Source organism: Lelliottia sp. RD5 (genome assembly GCF_056032945.1).
Window position 1 is genome coordinate 682,706 of record NZ_JBVYHQ010000001.1, and the last position, 22,848, is coordinate 705,553.

General features: G+C 47.2%; 18 protein-coding genes and 3 pseudogenes. 5 read left to right on the forward strand and 16 right to left on the reverse strand.

Features of this window, described 5'->3' with window-relative positions; genetic code table 11:
* Positions 1 to 382: 382 nt before the first annotated feature.
* From AC0LWE_RS03430 to AC0LWE_RS03460, 7 genes are all read right to left on the reverse strand, one after another.
* Complete coding sequence (locus tag AC0LWE_RS03430; RefSeq protein WP_219346630.1) at positions 383 to 850, reverse strand: GNAT family N-acetyltransferase; 468 nt, start codon at positions 848 to 850, stop codon at positions 383 to 385.
* 247 nt (positions 851 to 1,097) lie between these two features.
* A complete protein-coding gene (locus AC0LWE_RS03435; RefSeq protein ID WP_234593200.1) occupies positions 1,098 to 2,654 on the reverse strand; it encodes an EAL domain-containing protein in 1,557 nt (518 codons plus the stop codon).
* A 368-nt stretch (positions 2,655 to 3,022) separates the two neighbouring features.
* Positions 3,023 to 3,577 carry a hypothetical protein gene (locus tag AC0LWE_RS03440; RefSeq protein ID WP_202666840.1) on the reverse strand — a complete coding sequence of 185 codons (555 nt, stop codon included), beginning with the start codon at positions 3,575 to 3,577 and terminating at the stop codon, positions 3,023 to 3,025.
* A gap of 124 nt (positions 3,578 to 3,701) precedes the next feature.
* Positions 3,702 to 4,304 carry a LysE family translocator gene (locus AC0LWE_RS03445; protein ID WP_219346632.1) on the reverse strand — a complete coding sequence of 201 codons (603 nt, stop codon included), beginning with the start codon at positions 4,302 to 4,304 and terminating at the stop codon, positions 3,702 to 3,704.
* 298 nt (positions 4,305 to 4,602) lie between these two features.
* Entirely contained in the window at positions 4,603 to 7,692 is a 3,090-nt protein-coding gene (locus tag AC0LWE_RS03450) for an efflux RND transporter permease subunit (RefSeq protein WP_219346633.1), read from the reverse strand.
* Positions 7,689 to 8,798 (reverse strand): efflux RND transporter periplasmic adaptor subunit, encoded by a 1,110-nt coding sequence (locus AC0LWE_RS03455; RefSeq protein WP_202666843.1) that lies wholly within the window; start codon positions 8,796 to 8,798, stop codon positions 7,689 to 7,691. The genes AC0LWE_RS03450 and AC0LWE_RS03455 overlap by 4 nt, the downstream gene beginning before the upstream one ends.
* A gap of 73 nt (positions 8,799 to 8,871) precedes the next feature.
* Entirely contained in the window at positions 8,872 to 9,486 is a 615-nt protein-coding gene (locus AC0LWE_RS03460) for a TetR/AcrR family transcriptional regulator (protein ID WP_202666844.1), read from the reverse strand.
* 459 nt (positions 9,487 to 9,945) lie between these two features.
* Here AC0LWE_RS03460 and AC0LWE_RS03465 point away from each other — a divergent pair, with 459 nt between their 5' ends.
* Complete coding sequence (locus AC0LWE_RS03465; RefSeq protein WP_202666845.1) at positions 9,946 to 10,233, forward strand: putative quinol monooxygenase; 288 nt, start codon at positions 9,946 to 9,948, stop codon at positions 10,231 to 10,233.
* Between the two features lie 87 nt (positions 10,234 to 10,320).
* On the opposite strand, the gene AC0LWE_RS03470 is transcribed toward AC0LWE_RS03465, so the two are convergent.
* Positions 10,321 to 11,178, reverse strand: a complete 858-nt coding sequence (locus tag AC0LWE_RS03470) for a hypothetical protein (protein WP_131487482.1) — start codon at positions 11,176 to 11,178, stop codon at positions 10,321 to 10,323.
* Between the two features lie 978 nt (positions 11,179 to 12,156).
* On the opposite strand from AC0LWE_RS03470, the gene AC0LWE_RS03475 reads away from it, so the two are divergent.
* From AC0LWE_RS03475 to AC0LWE_RS03485, 3 genes are all read left to right on the forward strand, one after another.
* Positions 12,157 to 12,366 (forward strand): hypothetical protein, encoded by a 210-nt coding sequence (locus tag AC0LWE_RS03475; protein ID WP_219346634.1) that lies wholly within the window; start codon positions 12,157 to 12,159, stop codon positions 12,364 to 12,366.
* 70 nt (positions 12,367 to 12,436) lie between these two features.
* On the forward strand, positions 12,437 to 13,699 hold the full coding sequence (locus AC0LWE_RS03480; protein WP_219346635.1) for a YadA-like family protein: 1,263 nt from the start codon (positions 12,437 to 12,439) through the stop codon (positions 13,697 to 13,699).
* Between the two features lie 123 nt (positions 13,700 to 13,822).
* On the forward strand, positions 13,823 to 14,257 hold the full coding sequence (locus AC0LWE_RS03485) for a hypothetical protein (protein ID WP_219346636.1): 435 nt from the start codon (positions 13,823 to 13,825) through the stop codon (positions 14,255 to 14,257).
* A gap of 161 nt (positions 14,258 to 14,418) precedes the next feature.
* On the opposite strand, the gene AC0LWE_RS03490 is transcribed toward AC0LWE_RS03485, so the two are convergent.
* The 4 genes and pseudogenes from AC0LWE_RS03490 to AC0LWE_RS03505 form a co-directional block, all read right to left on the reverse strand.
* The gene (locus AC0LWE_RS03490; RefSeq protein WP_219346637.1) at positions 14,419 to 14,706 is read right to left on the reverse strand and encodes a hypothetical protein; all 288 of its coding nucleotides are present in this window, start codon (positions 14,704 to 14,706) and stop codon (positions 14,419 to 14,421) included.
* On the reverse strand, positions 14,703 to 15,821 hold the full coding sequence (locus AC0LWE_RS03495) for a hypothetical protein (RefSeq protein ID WP_219346638.1): 1,119 nt from the start codon (positions 15,819 to 15,821) through the stop codon (positions 14,703 to 14,705). Before AC0LWE_RS03495 ends, AC0LWE_RS03490 begins: the two co-directional genes overlap by 4 nt.
* Before the next feature lie 303 nt (positions 15,822 to 16,124).
* Positions 16,125 to 16,346, reverse strand: coding sequence for a DNA-binding transcriptional regulator (locus AC0LWE_RS03500; RefSeq protein ID WP_219346639.1), 222 nt, complete (start codon positions 16,344 to 16,346; stop codon positions 16,125 to 16,127).
* Between the two features lie 52 nt (positions 16,347 to 16,398).
* A pseudogene (locus AC0LWE_RS03505) lies at positions 16,399 to 16,749 on the reverse strand (phage late control D family protein); the annotation flags it as partial.
* Between AC0LWE_RS03505 and AC0LWE_RS03510 the strand changes: the two are divergent.
* Positions 16,746 to 17,528: pseudogene (locus tag AC0LWE_RS03510) on the forward strand (phage portal protein); the annotation flags it as partial. The pseudogenes AC0LWE_RS03505 and AC0LWE_RS03510 sit on opposite strands and share 4 nt — an antisense overlap.
* 456 nt (positions 17,529 to 17,984) lie before the next feature.
* Here the strand turns inward: AC0LWE_RS03510 and AC0LWE_RS03515 are convergent.
* The 4 genes and pseudogenes from AC0LWE_RS03515 to AC0LWE_RS03530 all read right to left on the reverse strand — a co-directional run bounded on the left by AC0LWE_RS03515 (position 17,985) and on the right by AC0LWE_RS03530 (position 22,828).
* A complete protein-coding gene (locus tag AC0LWE_RS03515; protein ID WP_219346640.1) occupies positions 17,985 to 19,223 on the reverse strand; it encodes a type II restriction endonuclease in 1,239 nt (412 codons plus the stop codon).
* Between the two features lie 96 nt (positions 19,224 to 19,319).
* Positions 19,320 to 20,759, reverse strand: a complete 1,440-nt coding sequence (locus AC0LWE_RS03520) for a DNA cytosine methyltransferase (protein WP_219346641.1) — start codon at positions 20,757 to 20,759, stop codon at positions 19,320 to 19,322.
* Between the two features lie 272 nt (positions 20,760 to 21,031).
* Positions 21,032 to 22,331, reverse strand: a pseudogene (locus AC0LWE_RS03525) (replication endonuclease); the annotation flags it as partial.
* Positions 22,332 to 22,390: 59 nt separating this feature from the next.
* Positions 22,391 to 22,828 carry a hypothetical protein gene (locus AC0LWE_RS03530; protein WP_219346642.1) on the reverse strand — a complete coding sequence of 146 codons (438 nt, stop codon included), beginning with the start codon at positions 22,826 to 22,828 and terminating at the stop codon, positions 22,391 to 22,393.
* Positions 22,829 to 22,848: the final 20 nt, after the last annotated feature.

Below are 22,848 nucleotides of genomic sequence, written 5' to 3' on the forward strand. Positions count from 1 at the left end.
CGATGTATAGCGGGTGAGCGAGCTGGCGATTTTCCGGTAAGGAGGGAGCATTGTGCCTGGAGCGGAGGTTGGTGATAGGTGGTTGTATTCATCAAATCGGGGGTTAAGGCGATAGGCAAAAACTGTGGCGATGTAGACGTCAGTCCCAAACAACCAAGAGATTCAAAATGGCATGACAACTTACACAACGCGTAAAAGCGATCGCGGATATTGTCCTCGCACTTGAATTTACCAACGAGATGTTTATCAATCCTGATGTCGCTGTAGAAATGCAAGAGAGCATAGCTACCCGAGTTCTATCCAACGGGCGGATTGGTGGCAGGAACGGACACTGTAAACTCAGGAGTAAACTGGCCCGCCTGGAGATGAATATGAGCGTAGGTCAGCGGGAATTTTTTCCATTGGTATAAATATCAGGCCGCGTGATACTCCATGCATAGTTTTCCCGATTAACGGGTTCGTACCCAAATTTTTGATAGAGCCAGGGCGCAGTTGTTGTAAACAACATGATTCTGCGAAGCTGCTCAAAGACGGGATGATGATGTATGCATTGCATCACCCATCTCCCCAGTCCCTCCCCCTGATATTCCTCAAGAATATAAACATCACAAAGATAAGCGAATGTAGCGTAATCTGTTATCAAACGCGCGAAACCTATCTGGGTTTCATCATGGTAAACGCCGAAATTAAGACTGTTTTCTATTGATGCACCTACAGTGGACAGATCAATCCCTTTAGCCCAAGTCGACCTCGTCAGATAGCGATGGATAGCCTGTACATCCAGTTTTTCCCTGTCTGTACTCACCAGGTAGTTATCCTTATACCACTCATGCTTCTCTGAAATGCTCACAGACTTACCTGCTCATCAGGTTATGGGAAACCTGACCTTATCACTTGATGTAAAATCGTGCTATCAGTGCTGCTTCGCAACAGCTAAAGTTTGCTGCTGGTATCAATGAGGCATTACGTCCGCTTGTCACTGTGAGTTCAACTCAGTTTCCCATCCTGTTCACGGAGCAGACGTCTAATGGTTCTAAAATATTCTCATTGTAGAGAGAGATTGTATCGACCACTTCACCATGATAATCACTCCCTTTTTACGACATGAGCAGAGAGCTAATCTCTTCAGATTTCAAGGGTTTTGAAAAATACCAGCCTTGCGCATAGCAGTCAGGGATATTGTCCAGAAGAAAACGATACTGTGTTTCCGTTTCAACTCCTTCAAAAACAACTAATTTCGGCATTTTATTTAACATTCCGATTAGGCCTGACAGGACGGGGTTAACTGAAGGTTCAGTACCAATACAATCAATCAAGGATTTATCAATTTTAATTTCTTCCACATCAAGTAATGAAAGCCAGTTAAGATTTGAGTAGCCGGTTCCGAAGTCGTCTAGGGCGAACCGGATACCAGAGTCTTTGTAAGAGAGCATTGCCTTTTTTATCTCCTCGATACTGGCATTTTGTCTTTCAGTAATCTCAAGCATAATTAGGTTGCCCGGGATCTTTTCCCGCTCAAGGGTGGTGAAAAGTTTGGCCCGAAAGGTGTCATCACAGATATCCGAACAGTTAACATTGATACTCAGAATAATATTGTATCGATGCAATATGGGTGCAAACTCAGCGAGAGCATGTTCTACAACATAAAGACTTATTTTATTGATCAACCCATTTTTTTCGGCGAGCGGAATAAAAATATCAGGCCCTATACTTCCCATGTGACTATCATTCCAGCGTATCAGAGCTTCTACCCCTGTAACACGATGTGTTTCAATATTATAAATAGGTTGATAAACGAAATTGAAATCCTTGTTGAGAATGGCACTTTCAAATCGAGAAAGTAAAGACTGATTTTTCCCTGTGATACTTATATAGAGTGCAGAATTTAAAAAACCTATAATAATCGATATGGAAATAAGAAAGGCTAAGATATAAGGGTTGTTATTGAAGAGAATGGGGAACTCTGTGCCAGTAATAACGCAAACATCTTCAAACATGCTACAAGAGCGAGTGGTCATGTAATTAAATAGATATGTTTTGTGATGTTCAATCGCCTCCAATAAATCTGTCTTGTTCCCGATTTTAAAAAAATGATTTTTATGATTAAAATCACCTACAATAGCGCTAAAATTCATTTGTTCTGCTTCTTGCCAGAATCGCTGAAAAGCAAAAGGGGAAACGGTAATGGCAAAGTTATTTGTATAAAGTACATCTGCGATAATATTTTCTTCAATCTGCGCATCAAAAACCCAGACATAACTTCCGCGGTTCACTTTATTTCTGTATAAATTCAAGGAAAGTGGAGTGCTAAGCGTCCCCCAGAGCGCAGAGCAGACAACGTGCTGATCGCTGACATAGGCAATATCTTTGATGAGGGGATATGGCCAGAGACGTTTTCTTAGTTGATGGAGATACTGTTCACTGCAAGGGGGATAGACTGAGAATTCATCACGTAAACCATCAATCAGCTGAACCTGCTTAATCAAACTGTCACTTCTTGAAAGGATTGAATCAGCATAATTTTCAATTTTTTCATGAAGATAATAGTAATATATGCCCGAGCCTAGTCCGTAACACAGGACAATAGTTAACATCACCGATACAAGATACACCCCGGGGCGGTTAATTGCTAAATGCAGAATTCTTAATTTCATTCTGACAGTATCACCTTGTTATTATCTTTGTCTGAATGCCGCCGATACTACATGTTTAATATACATTTATCCCATCCGTAGAATGCTCATCGTGCGCCACTTTTAGCAAGTATCGGCTAAAAGCATAAATACTTTAGTACATAAGAGCAGATACTTTAATAAACTATTTAGTTTTTATTAAAAATGTGTCCCCTCTCAAAAATAGGTAGGTTTTTTTTGAATCGACGAAGAATTTTATCCATTATCACCTTCGAATCAGGTATATCACGTAATGTGACAGGACAACCTTGAAAAGTGATGGAGAGAAAATAATACGTATACGTTTTAAGCTATCGCTTTGACATTCCTGCCCGAACTCCCGGTAGTTATCATGGTTTCAACCCAAAAATGAGAATGGGAATCAATGGTATAAGAGCTATTTCCTCAATAGTGGATAGATAAAGAGTTTCATTGATTGATACATTAACTGGTCTGTCCAATGGTTCACTATCTTCCAGATAATCGTTATGAGACAGAGACCATTTTCCTTTAGCGTGGAACCTGACTCCCATATGATCACTATCAACTTGATTCGCACGATACTCATTAACCAACTCAGAATACTGTTGTGAACTTAGTCTATGCTTATCAAAAATGACTAAATACGTTGCTTTCACATTATCTCTTTCAATATCGAAGTTAATCTTCATGCCAGTCACAACCGGTTTAAACTGTTCATAAAACGCGAGATACTCTTTATTTTCCTCAGGAGTTCTGGAAAATTTATAGCTATATCTAGCAGAGTTAACGATAAATCCATTCTCAATAAATTTAACAGATACGATGGTGTCGGTTGTCGGCAGTTCAGGTGAGTTGACGCATCCGGTCAACATAATAACCGCAAGTAACCATAAAGACTTAACGCATCCTAATAAGTGACTCATTTCCCACTCCATTTACCATAACATTCGTTCGGAGCACCGCTTAAAGGGGGTGGAAGCATTGCGACTCTTGTACAAGAACGTCCGCAGCGCGCCAAGAGCAGACGTTGTCGCTATAGGTGATGAATTACGGGATCAGGCTGTGCAGAGAAAAAGCCATTAGCAACATCCCGCCCGCAATGTTGACGTATTTTTTGAGCATTAATGGGTTGTTTTTTTTTACTGAAAAGATCAATGTTTGGCTAACAGCGTAAAGCCAAACGCTCATAACGACTACATGTACTGATGCCAGTGTCAGATAGTTCCAAACACCTCCCTGCCCCCCTGCGAACTGCGAAACGACTGTCAGATAGAAAATGATGGCTTTAGGATTCAATACATTCGCTATCCAGGCCTCTCTTAAAGTCACCGAATGCTTCGTATCAGCAAACCCTTCTGGGTTTGCCCTTATGCCGTTGCGTATAAGCATCGCTCCTAACCAGAGCAGATAGGCAGTTCCGAAAAATTTCAACACAGCAAAAGTTGCTGGAGACGATATGAGCACAGCGGTAATACCAAACCCTATGAGAACTGCGTGGGTATAAATGCCCAAAGCTGTTCCGGCAAGAGTCCTGAACAGTCCTTTGTGACCGCCTGCCAGAGCACCGCTCATAACAAGAGTGAAGCTTGCTCCGGGGGACAGTGCAACAGGGAGTAGTACTGGCATAAACCCAAGAAGGTTTAGATCCATAGATTTTTGATAGTCATTGATGCTCTAATGTATTGCCAGTCAAGGCGCTTCGAGAATGTTGTATTGAACACAATGAAAACATATAGCCACCATGAATGAAAGGTCGGCTCTTCGCTCAAAGCTGCCAGCCAGATACGACTGTATCGGTGAACTCAGCAGGCAAAGTAACAGGTATCCAGACGGGTGCCTCTGCGAACGTCCTGTTCAGCGAAATAATCCAATCTGGAATGACTTAACAAACCGATCTTAAAGGGCGTGAATTCCCTCCTGGGTCATCACGCCCGCACTGACGTTACTGCTATGCCGTGGATTTCACGTCTTCAGGCGTTGGTTGCTCGGGGCGAATGTTGAACCAGATGGCGTACATCGCAGGCAGGAACACCAGCGTAATGATAGTGCCGCCTAACGTCCCGCCAATCAGGGTGTAAGCCAGCGTTCCCCAAAACACCGAGTGCGTCAGCGGGATAAACGCCAGAATAGCCGCCATCGCCGTGAGTAATACCGGTCGTGCGCGCTGCACCGTCGCCTCCACGACCGCGTGGGATGGCGCCATCCCTTCTCGCTCGTTATGATGAATCTGTCCGGTTAAAATCAGAGTGTTACGCATCAGGATCCCCGACAGCGCAATCAGTCCCACCAGCGCATTGATACCAAACGGCTGGTTGAAGAGCAGCAGCGTGGGCACCACCCCAATCAGCCCCAGTGGCGCTGTGAGGAATACCATCACCATCGCCGACATCGACCGCACCTGCAGGATAATGATCAACAGCGTCATGGCAATCATAATCGGGAACAGCGGTGCCATCGCCTGGGTAGCTTTCCCGGATTCCTCAATAGACCCCGCCTGCTCGATGCGGTATCCGGCAGGAAGCGTATCAATGATGGGCTGCAACGCCTTCATGATGGCTGTAGAGACATCCGGCGGCTGCAGATTTTCGGCAATGTCTCCCCGCACGGTCATCGTCGGGGTACGATCGCGACGACGCAGAACAGGATCTTCCATACGCACTTCAACCTCCCCTATCTGCGACAGCGGAATGCGCTGGCCGGAAGAACCGACAAGAGTAAAACCGGCGATTTTTTCTGGGTCGAGTCGAATATTCCCGGCCGCGCGCCCCATCACCTGCACCGAACGGATATCTTCACGCACTGAGGTGATCGGAACGCCTGACAGCAGGAACTGGAGCTGCTGCGCCACCGCATTCGATGTCAACCCCACCGCCTGAAGACGGTCCTGATTCAGCGTGAAATGCAGCGCCGGTACTCGCGTCCCCCAGTCAGTATTGACGGTTCTCATCATCGGGCTGGACTGCATCACTTTTTCTACCTGGTCTGCAATTCCGCGCAGTTGAGCCGCATCCGGCCCCGCGACACGGTAGGCCACCGGGTAAGGCGAATACGGACCAAACACCAGCTGAGTCACACGCACGCGCGCCTCAGACGCCAGGCCCGCGGCAACGGCTTCACGGAGACGGAACTTCAGCGCCTCACGTGCTTCCGGGTTATCCGTCAGCACCACGATTTTCGCAAAAGAAGGGTCGGGCAGTTCCGGCGCCATAGCCAGAAAGAAACGGGGTGAACCTTGCCCAATATAAGACGTCACGATTTTTGTCTCTTTCTGCTTTTTCAGCCAGGCTTCAACCTTCGCGGTTGCCGCACTGGTTTGCTCAATGGACGTTCCATAGGGCATCTGCACTTCGACAAGCACTTCAGGACGATCGGAAGTCGGGAAAAATTGTTTTTTCACCAGCCCCATGCCGAGTATCGCGACCGTAAAAACGGCAATCACCGTACCCGCCACCAGCCACTTACGGGCGATAACGCGCGTGAGCACCTGGCGAAAACGATTGTAGTGACGGGTGTTGTAGATAGCCGCGTGTCCGCCCTCAACCTTTTTGATATCGGGCAGCATTTTCACGCCAAGATAAGGTGTAAATACCACCGCCACGACCCAGGAGGCAATTAGGGCGATCCCCACAATCCAGAACATGTTGCTGGTGTATTCACCAGCGGTGGATTGGGCAAACCCGTTGGGCATAAAACCGACGGCTGTGACCAGCGTGCCGGCCAGCATCGGCGCCGCCGTGTGGCTCCAGGCATAGGCCGAGGCTTTGATCCGGTCATAGCCCTCTTCCATCTTCACCACCATCATTTCGATAGCGATGATAGCGTCATCAACCAGCAAACCCAGCGCCAGAATCAAAGAGCCCAGGGTTATACGGTCAAAGTTTTTACCGGAGGCCTCCATCACCACGAAGACAATTGCCAGCGTTAGCGGCACGGCGGCCGCAACCACGATACCCACTCGCCATCCCATACTGACGAAGCAGACAACCATCACCACCAGCAGCGCGACAAAGAATTTGATCATGAACTCATCAACGGAGCCGCTAATGTTGACGGACTGATCGGTGACCTTCGTAAACGTCATACCCAGCGGCATGCTCTCATTGATGTTGGCCGTTTCCGCATCCAGTGCCTTACCCAAATCGAGACCGTTCCAGCCGTCCCGCATAACAATGCCCAGCAGCAGCGCCGGTTCACCCTGATTGCGGATCAGGAAGGTCGCCGGATCTTCGTAGCCTCGTTCAACGGTCGCCACGTCAGAAAGCTGCAGGGTTCTGCCCTGTACGACGAGGGGCGTTTCACGGATTTTCTCCAGTTTGTCGAAGGCACCATCAAGGCGGATAAAGACCTGCGGCCCTGAAGTGTCAATCGACCCAGCGGGCGTGAGTACGTTCTGGCTGTTAAGAGCGGAGAAAATATCCTGAGGCGAAATACCGAGCGTGGCCAGACGGTCATGTGAGAACGAGACAAAAATGCGTTCAGCCTGTTCACCGATGATATTGACCTTCTTAACCCCCGGCACATGCAAAATTCGCTGGCGTAATGATTCCGCATCGCGTACCAGCAGCCGCTGCGGCTCCCCTTTCGCCTTCAGCGCAAAGAGCGCAAACGTCACGTCGGAGAATTCATCATTGACCATCGGCCCGATAACCCCAGCAGGAAGGTTTTTGGTTTCATCACCGAGCTTCTTGCGCGCCTGATAGAACTCTTCCCGCACCTGCGAAGGCGGTGTGCTGTCCTTCAGTGACAGCATGGTGAAAGCCAGGCCGGGGCGCGTGTAGGTCTCGCTGCGATCGTACCACTTGAGTTCCTGCATACGCTTTTCAAGCGGTTCGGCCACCTGATCCTGCATTTCCTGGGCGGTGGCGCCAGGCCACGCAGAAATAATCGTCATCTGCTTGACGGTAAAAGGAGGATCTTCAGCCCGCCCCAATTCGAAAAACGAGAGAATACCGGCCACGGTGATCAGGATAATAAGAAACAGTGTGATTGAGCGCTCACGAACGGCCAGCGCGGAAAGATTGAATCGCCCCCCGCTCATGGCTGACTCCCGGCAGTGCTGGTACCGCTCAGTGCAGCCATGCGTACGGCCTCTCCGTCATGCAGCAGATGCGCCCCGAGAGCGACCACCTGCTCACCAGGTTTAAGGCTACCGGTTATCCTGGCCGCATCATCCCCTAATCCCAGCACCTGCACGGGCCGCCATGACACTTTGGCGGGCGTGCCTGAAATACGCCAGACACCCGGGCCTTTTCCAGGATCATAGAGTGCGGCTAAAGGAACTTGCATCACCTGGTTGGCGGCTTGATGGTCTGCAATATGGAGCGTAACGGTCGATCCCAGCGGCGCACTTGCCAGCGTCCCTTCAAGCACATATCTCGCTTCAAAGGTGCGCGTCACAGGGTCAGCGGCTTCGGAAAGCAGGCGCAGTTTTGCAGTAGATGATTGTTTTCCGGTACCGTACAGGGTTGCCTCGGCCGCGCTTCCGGGGGCCGGACGTAACGTCTCGGGTAGCTGTACGATGGCCTCGCGCTGCCCTGCTCTGGCCAGACGAACCACGGGCTGACCCGCGCTGACAACCTGCCCCGGTTCCGCCAGCGTCTCCACAACCACGCCATCGGCATCGGCCAGCAGCACGGCGTAGCCCGTCGCATTTTGCGCCACATTCGCCTGTGCCTGAGCCGCACTCAGCTCAGCTTTGGCCGTATTGGCCGCAGCCTTAATCTGATCGTAAGCCGATGCCGACACAGCACCAGTTGAGATCAGTCCACGGTAACGCCCCTCGTCAGCAATCGCTTGTTTTGCACGCGCCCGTGCGGCAGCCACAGCCTGCTGCTGCGCCTGCGCCTGCAGGCCGAGATCGGCGGAATCCAGACGCATCAATGGTTGACCGCGTTTAACGCTCTGGCCGGTATCAACCATACGTTCAATGATTTTGCCCTGCACCCTAAAACCGAGATCGCTTTGGATCCGGGCGACCACAACGCCGGTGAAGGCGCGGGAGGAATCGACAGCGCTCACAACGGTTGCAGACCTCACCAGTGGAGGCTGCGTACGGGGATCGTCGGTGCTGGAGGCGTCGCCGCAGGCCGCGAGGGCAAGCGGCAACAGCCAGACAGCAAAAGTGGCGGGTTTGAGCCGGAGCATGGGGTTCCTTAATCATTTAACAGGACAATACCCGCATACTCTTTCAAGTGACCAATTAAGTCAATAGTCACAACTACGGTGATAAACTTCTCAGTATCAGTGACGACAGCAGGACGGCGGCTGCAGGTGCAGAATCAAGATTGTATTGCAGCTGTAACGGGCAAATGTAGGGACGCATGACCAGATAAATGGCCTCAGCAGCCTCATCAAGCGGGGTTTTGCGTTCAAACTCCCCGGCCTGTCGGCCCTCCTGGATGATGTCCTGTATCAGCTGGCGAAGACGTGCCTGATGCGCCACGGCAGAAGGCCAGTTATCCCGGGAAGCGACGGCGGCAATGTCATACAGCATGCGGTCGTGAAAAAACAGATCCGTTCCGGCTTCTGTCAGCGTCCTCAACAAACGCCGCAGCTTTTCAGATGCGGTCGGCGCATCGGTGAGCGCGTTGTTAACGATTTCAGCAATTTGTGACAACCTGTTGGCGCAGATCACTTCGCCAATAGCCTGCTTGGAATCGAAAAATTTATAAATATACGCTTTGGAAAAGCCTATCGCTTTTGCCAAATCTGAAACGGTCGTTTTTTCGTAGCCAAAATGCCCGAAATGAGCGGTGGCAGCCTCCACGACCTGGTCACGGACACTGTGGTCAGAAGGTCCCCGCGTAAGAAGATCATTTGTCTGTTTAGTCATTTTTTCAGCTTAGCTCAATGAGCCACGATTGACAACGAGTGACCATTTTGTAATTAAGTCACATTTTAAAAGTTAACTTAAAGGATATCAATGTTACTCCTACCCACTCTCACAGTTAACTGCCGGGTTGTGGCGTCGGACCGGATTATAGTCGTTACGGCAATCACGATGAAACCGATCTGAACGCAACCTGGGAAATGGGTGTTTTCGCCGGGTTGTGGCACACTCCCTGCAGGCTTAGAGAGCCGCACGACAAGTCTCTTCTTAATGGTGTTGAGGGCGCGCCAAAAAGATGACTCATCATTGCTTACCCGCCAATAACTGTATATAAATACAGTTATGTGATTTTACCGAACAGATCGTGCCGATGGCGATTCGATAGAATCAATTCGTTGAAGTCACAATGATTTTAAATGAGCAACGTCCCGCCCAATCTGCCGGGGCTGTTAAGGAAATAACATGCTAAAAGTGATTGCCGAAGATTTTATGCAGCCGGAGGCCGTTGAGATCGTCCTTCCGCTTTATCGCGAACTGGTCGAGGCGACAAGGCGAGAACCGCTGTGCATCGCGTATGACTTGTATGTGGATGAGAACGATGCCGGGCATTTCATTTTCATTGAAGAGTGGCCTGACCGCGCGGCGCTGGATGCACATTGTGCGAGTGAACACTTCCAACGCCTTGTCCCTCAGATAAATCAGTACGAGCGCAAGAAAGCGACTTTTATTTTCATGAACAGCGTTGAGTAAACCGTTGAACGTCGTCTGGCGCGAGCATAATCAATCCTGATATTACAGCAACGGCACGCAGCATTTTGGCTGCGTGCCTTTGCTGAATCAGGCGGGGAATTTCACGTTAAAATCAGTGATGAATTGTTCACCGGCCTCAGCGATCGCTTTCGACAGAAACTGGTAATAGCGCTCAACACCGTAGGACTCAATTTGCTGGACCCGCTGGCGAACAGGCGCACAGAAAAGTGCCGAATTCCCTGCCCCGACTCTTTTACTGTTTGGCGGCAGTTCAGACGAGATAGCTTTAAACCAGGTGCGTGCAGCGTTCTTAAGCGTGGCAGGCACTTTAGCAACATCATCAATGCCGGTTAAAACCTGCACGGTCGGGAAGATATCGGCTTCAACGGCATTTTTAAGACGTGCAAAAAACTGGCTGAACAGCTCATACGATCCCAAATCCACGATCTTCGGTTTAGTGCTATTGCGGGTTTTATTGCCCTGTTTGCCGGTCGTTAAAAGCGTTTTACTCCGCGAATTAACGTCAGTCAGCTGCAGGTTAAACAGGATATTACAATGCTCGCGACGCTTCTTCACATCCGGGAACATCTCGATAAAGGTGGAGATAAATTGCGGTGTGGCCAGGTCGTGGAGTTCATGATTAACCAACCACTGCGATCGTGCGAACGCTCCCGGCGTGATAAACCAGTCTGGCTGTTCTGTGTAGGTCTTAGACTTTCCTTTACTGTCAAACTCAACAAACTCAGCGCCGCCATCAAAGGCGAAACGACAGTTTTTGAGGCTGGTAATCGTCTGGTTCATGATAAGCGCATCTTTGATAAAGCGCGCGACAACAGCGCTCATGACGAAGGCCGTCTGTTTTTCATCACGGATAACATACTTCAGGTCTTCTACTGACTTCACGCCAGGTTCAAGATCGGTAAATTCTAAGAAAATGTGATGCATGTAATTCACTTCCCGCAAGCTGCAACCGGGTAATGATAACACAAGAAACTACATGGATAATGACCGCATACACTTTAGCATCACTACTCGAAAACGAACTTATTCACTTCTGAAATAAATAACGCACATCTGTCATAGTGGCTTTTACTCCAAAAAGAAAAACTATTAACATATTCTGGATTTTTATAAGAACTGCCATTTTCCACTCACTCTTTCCACGTAGCAGAACACTTCATAAGTGTGATTAGCGCCCTCATCTCCACCAGTCCTTCTGCTGCCCCGGCAAGACCCGCACTAAGGTTTACTCACCACGCCATCTACAACAGACAACCTGCTTGAACTCTGGCTTGTTTCATGGCTACAGATGACAGAAAACCAATCACTAAATAAACACTAACTAGTTACTTATAAATCATTTTTAAAAACATAAACGCATACATTAAAAACACTGCAAACCTATTTAACGGTCACTTAAAAACTGACAAAAATCAAACTAAATGAACATTTCATGATTATTTTGACGTTAGTTTTATCACTCTATTTTGCATAAATGTTACGGATAAAACAGAAAATGAACAGGACGGTCGCGACTCAATTACGCGTTAAATTTGCAATAAAGTGCATAAACAATCAATTATTTGCATAATTTATTTTGTTTCACACTTATTTCCGCACTGTTTTAAAAATCGTAATTCATTGTAGAGACGAAAGATTCGTAGAGGAGAGTGAAACGTCGGTTCAAAACAGCTGTGAAATCGGTTACACGCTATGCAAAACAAAATGATTATTGCTGTTCATTTTTGTACTTTTCCGTATTCAAGCCCTTCTCCTTTCACACGAAGTATCGCCCCAGAAAAGTGCGCTTTTTTAACTAATTAGATACAAATTCACCACGTTTTAGCCAACGTTGACTTGTTTTCTTTGCACTCGCATATTTCACAGCACGAATTAACAAGACATCTTTTGGAGAATGTTTTTATGCCATCTCGTGATTATCCAGACAAAAGATTCCCGCGGGGAACTGCAAAAGATGCAGACCTGAAAATGTTAAGCGCAAGGATTGAATCCAGCCTCGTCGAATACGTGAGAGAGACCGCTTTTGAGACGCGGCAAAGCAAGCAGGAAATTATTGCAGAAGCCTTAACGCTTCATAAAAAAAGCCGCCAGACAGAGCCAGCGGCTGAATAAAAACGTTAACCCATCCGCGACCAAACGAACCGGGTTAGCACCTTTACACGTTAATGATACAGGTTTTCATATGAAAAAAACGATACTTTCTGGGGTCATTCTTGCAACCTTCGCCGGAACCTCCGCCCTCGCAACGCCCTTTATGCCGATGATGAATCCAGAGCCAGCGGGAAGTTTTGTGCCATCAATCCAAAGCCCTCAGGGTGTGACGGGCACGTTCAATTTTTATGATGGAACGGATGATTCCCATTTCCGCATGGGCTTTACGCAAAATTATCTCTACGATCTCAACGCTATTGTCTCTAACGTGGAGACAAATCAGGCTGACATGGCAACCAAAGTGGATCAGACCGCTTACCAGCAGGGTCAAGCTCGTCAGGACAAAGCACTTACCCGCAAGGTCGATATTCTCGACTACACCCGCGATCGTGCAGCAGTTGATCAACACATTTCTGACGTCGGCACTGTCGTGAGTATTAACCACCAGGATATTCAGACCAATCATACTGCGATCGTCGCACAGACCACTGCGCTGAATACCAAAGTGGATAGGACCGACTACGACCAGAATAAACAGAACACAGAGGCCAAACTGGCCAATCTGACACAGACCAACGATCTGCAAAATGCATCAATGACATCCAACAAAACCGCGATCGTCCAGAACTCGACAGATATCAAAACCAACACGGCCGCGCTGGCGACCAAAGTGGATCAGACCTTTTATTCTGCTGACCAGACGCGCCAGGATAATGAAATGGCAGGTAAAGCCAACGCGATTGATTTGCACGCAGATGAGCAACAAATCACGAGCAACAGAACCGCTATCCAGAAAAACGCCGCCCAGGAACGAAAGGACTTTCAGGGGCTTCAGGCCGGGATCGCGCACGCTGAAGACACTGGCACATATGCTCAATCACGCGCTGATGCAGCTTATGCGAATACTGAAAAAAACCGTAAAGCACTGGACGCAACAAACACGCGTGTTGCGGCTAACACCACAAAACTGCAAAACCATGAAAGCCGAATTCAGGATCTGGAAGCTGACCGCGGTTACGGTAGCAAATTCAACGAGCTGAAAAATACTGTCGATAACAACCGTAAACATGCTTCCGCAGGCATAGCAGGTGTCGCCGCAATGGCGAATATTCCGCAGGTCTCTCAGGGCGCAACGTTCTCAATGGGCGCGGGCGCCGGGACGTATGACAGCGAACAAGGTCTGGCCGTCGGCGCATCAGCCCGTATTGGGCAGCAGGTCGTCACCAAATTGACCGTCTCTGCGACCACGGAAAATGATTTCGTGGCCGGCATGGGTGCCGCTTACGAGTGGTAATACTGGCTTACCTTTCCGCTGTATCCTTCATTAAAGAAGGTTTAGGCCATGCAAAATCATGTGCGTAAACCCGCAAAACAATGCTCGTCGCGATCGCAACGAGCAAAATAAAAGAGGCTACACATGAAAAAAAGACTCATCGCACTCATGAGCCTGGCAGCCATTATCGCCGCTCCAGCACATGCCATTGACGCCAAATACCGCGCAAAACTGGAACGCTCAGGTTGTACCCAGTTAACCGAAGCCGATGGCACCTGTGACATCCATAAAACCAAAGCCCAGAACCAGGCCGCACACCCGCAGAGCCAGATGGATGTGACGCCCTACATTGGGACGTGGCAAATGTTCGACGCTAACGGGCAGCGCTTACTGAAACTGGTGGTACGCGAAAAGGGTTACTTGTTTGATGGTAAACCGATTGAAACCGCTAACGTGCCGTTCATCACCGATAAGGGCGAATTATACCTCGTATTCAGAACGCGCAGCATCGCTCTCAAACCAGATGGCAAAGGCGAATGGCACAGCCCCAAGGGTCAAGGATATTTGACGCGTCAGTAACAAAGGCTCCCGCAGGAGCTTTTGAAAAAGTTTCAACACAATGAAATAAAAGGATTTATTTCAGGTCATGTCCACATGTTGACCACATCGATACAAGAAGCCCTGCGAATGCAGGGCTTTTTTAAATTGATGTACAGATAATGGGATTGGATGTTACTAAGTTAGGTATTGAAGAACTCAATGGCCTTTGTTAATGAGTATATTGTCTTTAAATCACCTGCAGTTACTGCTTTGTGTAGCAACCCAGATAGAATTGCACTGCGTGTTGATGCAGGTATGACGCAAGGACTCAAAATCCCTCTCGATTGAGGATATGTACCCCAATGAACACCAAGCTCTTTGTCTCCACCATTATATTGATTTTTGTGATCATAATATCCAATAATTAAAACAAAACCATCATCATCATATATATCTACAGTATTTTTCCAGTAGGAAATCATTTTCATCTTGCCATACCGAATTCAGATATAATTGATTCCCTCTGCGCATCCTCACATTTGTAACAGGCGAAGTATTTAATTTCTTCCATGTCTCCTGTCACATACTCATCACAATGCGGGCAATTTATTGCAGACCATCCTCGGTCAAAACATGAAACACAACTCCATTGACCATCAATATAAAAAACTGAATTTGGAGTGTGTTTGCATTCGTGGCAACCTGCAATGTAATCACCTCCTTTTTCCCACCACTCATCTCCACTTTTGTATTTTTTCTTGCAAAGTTTAATTAAAATGTTGGTGTTTATTTCATGATTACATGAGGGGCATGATTTCAATTCTGAATTAAAGAATTCAAATGGTTTATCACAAAAAGGACAATCTAGCATATCATTAACTTTCCTTAATGCAACATCATGAGACTCACATACAAGGCACTCATACTCATCACCCCATTTTTTCGTCTCTTTTACTTCACCAGCGTCAAAACCACACTGATTACAAGCAACAACTGTAACACCTCTTTTTTTCAAAATCTCAATTCGTTCGGACAATTCAGCAAAGCGTGCATCAAGAAAATTCTTTTGAGCAAGCATTTTTTTATGAATACGCTCAAAGTCTTTCTGGTATTTTACAAAATCACTCTTCCATTCTACTGATAACAAATTGTTCAGATGGTGCCATGAGGACCACTGCTGAGCTACTACGCCAGCTTTGTTTGCCTGTAAACTTGAATATTCCGTATGTGCAAAATGTACAATCTGGTTCCTGTGTTCACCCAATGCCTTAAAATTTGATATGACCTTATCACCTAGTTTAATATCGAGAATAGTTCTAAGCCTTTTAACAGCACCATCAAGATATACAGACTTAAAATCTCCAACACTAAAATTTTGTATATGTGCATTGCCAGGTTCTTCAAGTATAAGAGACCAATGCTCCAACATAAGACGAGCTTTTAAAAAAAGCTCTATGGCAGTATAAAAATCAACGATGGAATTTTTAGGTCGCTTATCTAAATTATCAATGGAAGCATCTAAAAAATCGACGGCATTCAGCACTAAAGAATCAAAGAGCTGTTCATTAGTTTGAGGTTTCTGCTGAACATATGTACGAGCCATTTTATCTCCTGAAGTATTATAATTATCTATACAATGAAACTGTTTTCGACCAAATATTGACTACTTTAAAACCTTATCCATTTCCACATTGTATATCTTTGGCATTTGAAAGTTTTGCTATTTTAAAGTACACATTGTTAATGTGTAGCAATGAATACGTTTGAAAGCCATTTTTACCTGTATAGATATGATTAAAGGTTTTTTTGTGTATACATTTATAGTGCCATGTTAGGATCATTGTGACTTTACAAATTATCAGATAAAAAAAAGCCCCGCAATATATTGCGGGACCTTATCGCTCTATTACATCCAGTGAATCTGCTGCTGGCCTGACGTTGTCGGATGCGGCGGCGCGGGCACTACCTCACCCGGCGAAACGATAAAACGTGAAAGGGTCTCGGTCGTGACAAAGGTGCAACTGCAGTTGATATTTGTACACTGATGATAACGCTCCTTCGTGGTATCAGAGAAATATCGACTTGCGCGCGCGTGGGCAGCGTGATGGCATTTTGGACAGTGAAACATGGTGAGCACCTATTAACGATTCCGATGCGTTAATTTTACCCACTTTATACATTTAAAACAAATAGATACACTCAACTCTCCATTCAGTTTCTTCACTCTCATACTCCACATCTGACACCTTCACCTCAAGCTCTACGCCTGTCGTGTAGCCGTTCCCATTGAGGGAATGCACCACCCGGCTGATTATCCACGCCTGTTCGTCTATAACGCGCTTAAAGCCTTTCACCGTAACCGGCGTTTCAGGAAATAAATCTGCACGGCCAATGGCAAGAGAAATTGAAAACTCCGCCACGCCGCGCTGTATTTTGTCCCACTTCGCCTGAGCGGCGCGCATCGCCTGCGTTTTTGTCGCGTAGATGGTTGTAAGCTCCAGCACGTTGTCAGCCTCACCGGCCATATATTCTGGCGAGCACCTACATCCCACACCCGTTATTGTCGCGTCAGGATTTCAGCCGCCTTGTGCTTGATTATCTGGTCTTTGCCAACGGCTACCTTGAAAAGCGCATGAGCGTCACCGGCCAGCTAATGAAGCTGGAAACCTCCCCGGCCAAATACACCCGCCGTGGCGTCGAGGAGGGTGTTTACTGGTACGTATCGAGCTTTACGCACCCGCACGAATTTGCGCCCGGCTCGGTGTTCCACCTGCTAGAGCCCGATATTAATCAGGAGCTTTACGGGATGCCGGAATACCTGAGCGCACTCAATTCCGCCTGGCTGAATGAGTCGGCTACGCTGTTTCGTCGCAAGTATTACCAGAACGGCGCGCACGCGGGTTACATCATGTACGTGACCGACGCAGCGCAAAGCAGTACCGACGTTGAGTCGCTGCGCTCCGCAATGCGCGATTCGAAAGGGCTCGGGAATTTTAAAAACCTGTTTTTCTATGCACCCAACGGAAAACCGGACGGCATTAAGATAGTGCCACTGAGTGAAGTCGCCACGAAGGATGATTTTTTCAATATCAAAAAGGTGAGTGCAGCTGACCTGCTCGATGCGCACCGCGTTCCGTTCCAGCTGATGGGCGGCAAGCCCGAGAATATCGGTTCAATGGGGGATGTTGAAAAGGTGGCAAAGGTGTTTGTGCGTAACGAGCTGTCGCCACTGCAGGAGCGTTTTAAAGAGATTAACGACTGGCTCGGAATGGAGGTGATCCGCTTTAAAGATTACAGCCTCGCAGAATAACCCCCGCCAAAAATGCCGCCTCCGGGCGGCATCATCACAGACCGCCTCAGACGCGCCACACGCAACGCATTTATCAGTCAACCCCGTCCGCAGGCCAGCGACGCGGCAGCGCCGTCAGGAGGCTCGCAGGCGTACACAATTAAATGCTGACACATCATCTGGCGCGCAATGCTTTCCCCGCCACGCCTGCCCGCTTGATGGGTCGCTTTTAATGCAGGTGCATCTGCAGTCCCGAGGCATGCTTGCAGTGGCACGGTCGCAAGAAAAGGCGTTTAGGATTAGATGCAAGCTCACGCACTGAATGCATGCATTACCAAAAAAGGGAAAATAGCACCAATTTTTTACCTTTTCGCCATAATCACAGTTCTGGAGCCTTCATTTAAAATTCGACTTACCCGCTCAGAATATGTGGCACACTGATAAAGAGCTTTGAGTGAAAAGCGGGTAAAGTCAGTTTTAAACTTGTGTGCGCCTCACATAATTAATAAATGATTGAAGAGTTATCAAATCTCCCCGCACTTCCGGGGGATAAACATTGATTAGCGGCTCGGGTACAACTAATTGTAGATTGTGGTACTTCATTTCTTGTATCTGATTAACACTGACACCCGGCTGGAGCGTGACAAGGTATTTTTCTTTCAGACGTTCAGCTTCTGCCAAAACCTGCCTCCAGCGATCCTTACAGGTGGTTTTTGCTGCAAGCATAAACAGCGAATTTACAGGGTATGATGTGTCATGGTAGGCCCGAAAGTGGGGAAATAAAAAATCGGGTTTGGAATTATTTTCGGTTACGTTAAACTTTCCACCTTTCTCATAACGAAGTCCATTTTCAACAAATACAACCTCAAGATGATTTTCAAAAGCATGTCCGACCCGACTCTTGCGTCGATTATGAACACTGAGCGAGTAACTGATAAATTCATCAACATCATCGAAATTCAGCCCAAACCCCTCCTTGAGCCGCTTCTTTACAATATGACGCTCAAGCACGCGGAAGAGCATTTCCTCTTGTGCTAACCATTCCATCAATACTTGGTCAGAATTATCTAATGAAGATCTTGCAACTCTCTCCCTCGCCAAATTAGAAAATACACGGGAAGCAGGGAATCCATTTGGTGATATTTCGAGGAGTTGCTCAAGTATCAACTGATCCTCATCACCTTCCTGCGCAAAAATGATGCCCATTTCCTCAAGACACATCTGTACAGTTACCAACAGCGTGCGAGAATTAAGCTCCGACGAGTGAAATTTTGAATCTCCGGTTTTATTCAGGCCAAACAAATCACGTAGTTGCCATTCAACCGGGCTTCCCTGGGGGCAAAAACATATCACTAAATCTTTATTTGGTCTGAGCGCAACAAGCATGAAGTCACCTTCATTTAAGCATTCAGTAACTGCATTATCGCGATAGTAAAGACGATACTCAGGTCCCCGTTTCTCATTTCCGGCACGGGTATTGTACCAAGTAACTTGGGTATCAACACAGGTAGGGGGTTCCTCACTATCTGTGAGTCGAAACATTTTGCATTGTAGTTCTGTCTTTTTCTCTTCAGCTATGGGACCTAAAGCCCTACCCAAACCTGCTTCAACTAATCCGCCTATCTCGTGCTGGTTAGACCGTGCAGGCAGAGCATCTACCGCCCGTAAGGTCTTGGCTGCAGCAAATTCAAAATGTTCTTTGAGCCTGATATCCATATCTTAGTCCTGTTGAAGTGTGACAACAGTAATTTACATAGATAGGTCGTAATGTGGAATAAAAAAAAGCGCCATCCGGCGCTTCATTGTTAGTTTTCACACCGCTTGATTGAATGAGTCAGCTTCACGTTGCAATACAGCTTTTTCTATTCTGGATTTAAGTAGTCTGGCCACAGCAGCAAAAACTGGTACTACAACTGAATTCCCGAACTGGCGATAAGCTTGGGTGTCTGAGACGGGTATACGAAAAGTGACTTTACCGGGCTGTTCAAATCCCATGATACGAGCACATTCTCTTGGCGTTAGGCGACGCGGTCGCCGGACCATGTTCTCAGCATCAAAAAAATCACCTTCGCCTTTATTATGATCCCAACCACGGTCAATCAAAATTTCAGAACCATCCTTGTGGTATCTAGCACTTAGAGTGCGGCAAACCACCGATTTATTGTCAGGATTTACAAGGCCATACCCAAAACCGTTACCTTTTTCCTTGTGTTTTTTTGCATACTTATAGAGATAATCCCAAAGTTTTGGAGTAAGTATATATTTTTCATCCACATTCTTATCCAGCAAGTCTTTAATTGCTGGCAAACGTGGCGGATACTCCTTAACTATATCTCTTAAAGTAAATCCTTCTGCAAGGTTCAAGTCTCGTCTGAATCCGACTAATACAATACGTTCACGGTGTTGAGGAAGGAAATTCTTGCCATCTATTATCTTAGGGTCATCAGAACCCGTTGTATCAGCATCAGCTACGTCATAACCCAATTCGTCTAGCGTCTGCATGATGATGCGAAAAGTCTTTCCTTTATCGTGGCTTTTTAGATTCTTCACATTTTCCAGAACGAAAATGGATGGTTTTTTTGCCATGATAATACGTGCAACGTCGAAGAATAGGGTTCCTTGAGTGTCACACTCAAAACCATGCTTACGCCCAAGTGAGTTTTTTTTGCTCACACCCGCGAGGCTAAAAGGCTGGCAGGGAAAACCAGCAAGCAGAACATCATGGTCCGGGATATGTTTATCAATGCTGGAGTAGGCTTCTTCCTCAGTAATATCATCATGATTACTTAATGTAATATCACGTATATCTGAATTGAAAACATGCTCATTCTCGTCGCAATACCAGTTGGCTTTGTATGTTTTAACTGCAAAGTCATTCCACTCGCTGGTTAATACACATTTCCCACCAATGGCTTCGAAGCCACTGCGGATCCCCCCAATACCGGCAAAGAGATCAATAAAACGAAATTTACTTTGCTCATAATGGGCGGGTGCATTAGGCAGCATGCTTCGTAACATCTGCAGTTCAACTTCAACTAATCTTTTGCCGATTAGCTTACCATTTACCCAACGATTAATAGCCTCTCTTGACCAGTCGCTACCACTAACTGCCCGCAGCACTTCAGCCACAACTTTCTGATCATAAATCTCCAAAACTTTCTTCAAAAGATGAAGATCTTCTTCCTGCCTAAGCTTTTCTATGTCCTTGGACTTCTCTAAAAGCTCTTTGATGACCGGCTGTAACTCTTCCATTGCCACTCCATCTGGGTTGAATGTGTGATGCGATTTCACTGATACAACCCTAACACAGCCACATGGTTATGTATACAGTGATTCAGGAAAACTCATAAACACAATAAATGATTATGAATCGCCGATAACATATTGCACATATCAGTGATCTAAGTTTTTGAACGCAAAGTTTAGGCGATCTACCAAGTGAGTAAGTGAGCTATTTACTCGGGACAAATCATGTTGGGATAGACAGTGCGTGAGTCGCAGCAATCTAATTAGTTTTTAATTGGTTACTGACCATAGATTGCAAATCCCGGCCACTCATCATCACCCGCATATTTAAATTTTTTATCGCCATAAATCACCGTCGCTCCACGCGCCAGCGCATCGAGCTCCCACCGCTCAGGCGTAATACCTTCCTGTACTAAATCGAAACGAATTTTTGCAACGCGATCCTTTTCGGCTCGGGTCATCCTGGCTGGTGGCGCTTGCTCGCTCGTTTTGAGCGGAGCCGCATTTCTTTGCTGCCGATTTTTTCGAGGCGCACCCGCTTTTGACGCAGCTCTGAGCACCCTCATCACTTCGGGGTCATCCCAACCAACCACGCCTTTATCAATCAGATTTAACACCGCTACAGCATGCCCAGACGGTGTAGGTGCCATAACTGGATCGCCACCGGTGGTGAGCTTTCCATAGTTATTGACAGGACTCCGAGGCGCGGCAATGCCGCTTTTTAAAGTCAAAGGCTCAACGGCTAAAAGCTTTGGAACGATGCGCCATTCGGCTGTGCGGGTAACATGTACCAGCTCAGAGCCCAGGTGCGGGGCGTAGATGCCTACGACTCTCTCAATATCCTCTTCGTAGGCGTTGACCTCGTCAGTCACGTTACGAGCCACCCGGACGGTCTGACTATCACGTGGAACATTCGCCCTGCGCTGCGATATAAAGGTCAAATTCACCCTCATCAGCTGCAGCTCTGGCCGCTTCGACGCGCTCATCAAATTCATCAGCAATGCTCACCCCACGTGGTAATTTGCGCAGCTCGCGATATGCGCCCATCGTTGGCAGACCAATAGATTTGAATTGCGGAATGCGCCACGTCGACGCCCATGCGGTTACAGCTGCGGCAGTATCAGTGAGAGGCTTTCCGGTGTCGTGATCGACCTGACCATCAAGCGCGTAACCATCGATATTCTTCGCAACGCATTTTGCGATATAACCGGCTGCGCCACCTTGATTAAGGTGCTTCGCTTCAAAGCGCTGTGCTGCAGCTCCCCTTTCATCACCATCTTCCTTTAAGGCATAACGGCGCATGATTTCAGTGATCTGTTTGCGCTGCTCTGGTTTGCAAAAAAGCATCATGTGCCAGTGCGGCGTTCCGTCATGATGCGGCTCAACAACACGCACCCCGAAGAGCTGAAGATCGTTATCTTTAAAAGCTGTACGCATCAGGCTCCAGATACGGCACAAATACCGCTGTCCGTCCTTCGGCGTAAAGGCGGTTTCATTCCAACTGTGATTAAGTTGCACCGTCTTTTTATCGCCCTTTCCTACCTGACGCGTCGGGTGATACTTCGATGGCGTGGTTATTCAACAGGGAGAAATTCATTTATCCTTAGATGCTTTCCACGGTCGACAAGCGTGCCGTGCTAGCACGTTCTTTCACCGTCAACCCAGCGCTTAATATCACTAATATTTGGCGACCTGATACCCGTACTCAAGATGTTCTTGGTTGTGTATAGGCTGACCTTCGCTTTGTCATCATCATGGCTTTCAATTTCAATTAGCGTGTTGTTAATCAACAGCCCCTCCGCCAGCAGCTTTTGATTGATCTCACCTTCCTTGCGCTCACCGTCAAACTCGCTTAATACGATGACCGGATTTCCCAGGAGAGCTTCATATTCCAGGCACTGCCGTGCCATATACCTTAAGGTTCGATAGGTGTCGGAGGGTCCTGTCATGCTTGTAAAACTACCGTCATAAGAGGATCGGCTGCTTTTTAATTCGCTGACAGTTATCGCACACCCGCTGAGTGATACAGAAAACAACAGGGTAGCCAGGGGCAAGTATTTCACTTTCAACTCCATTGTGCTGGTAGATGCCCTCC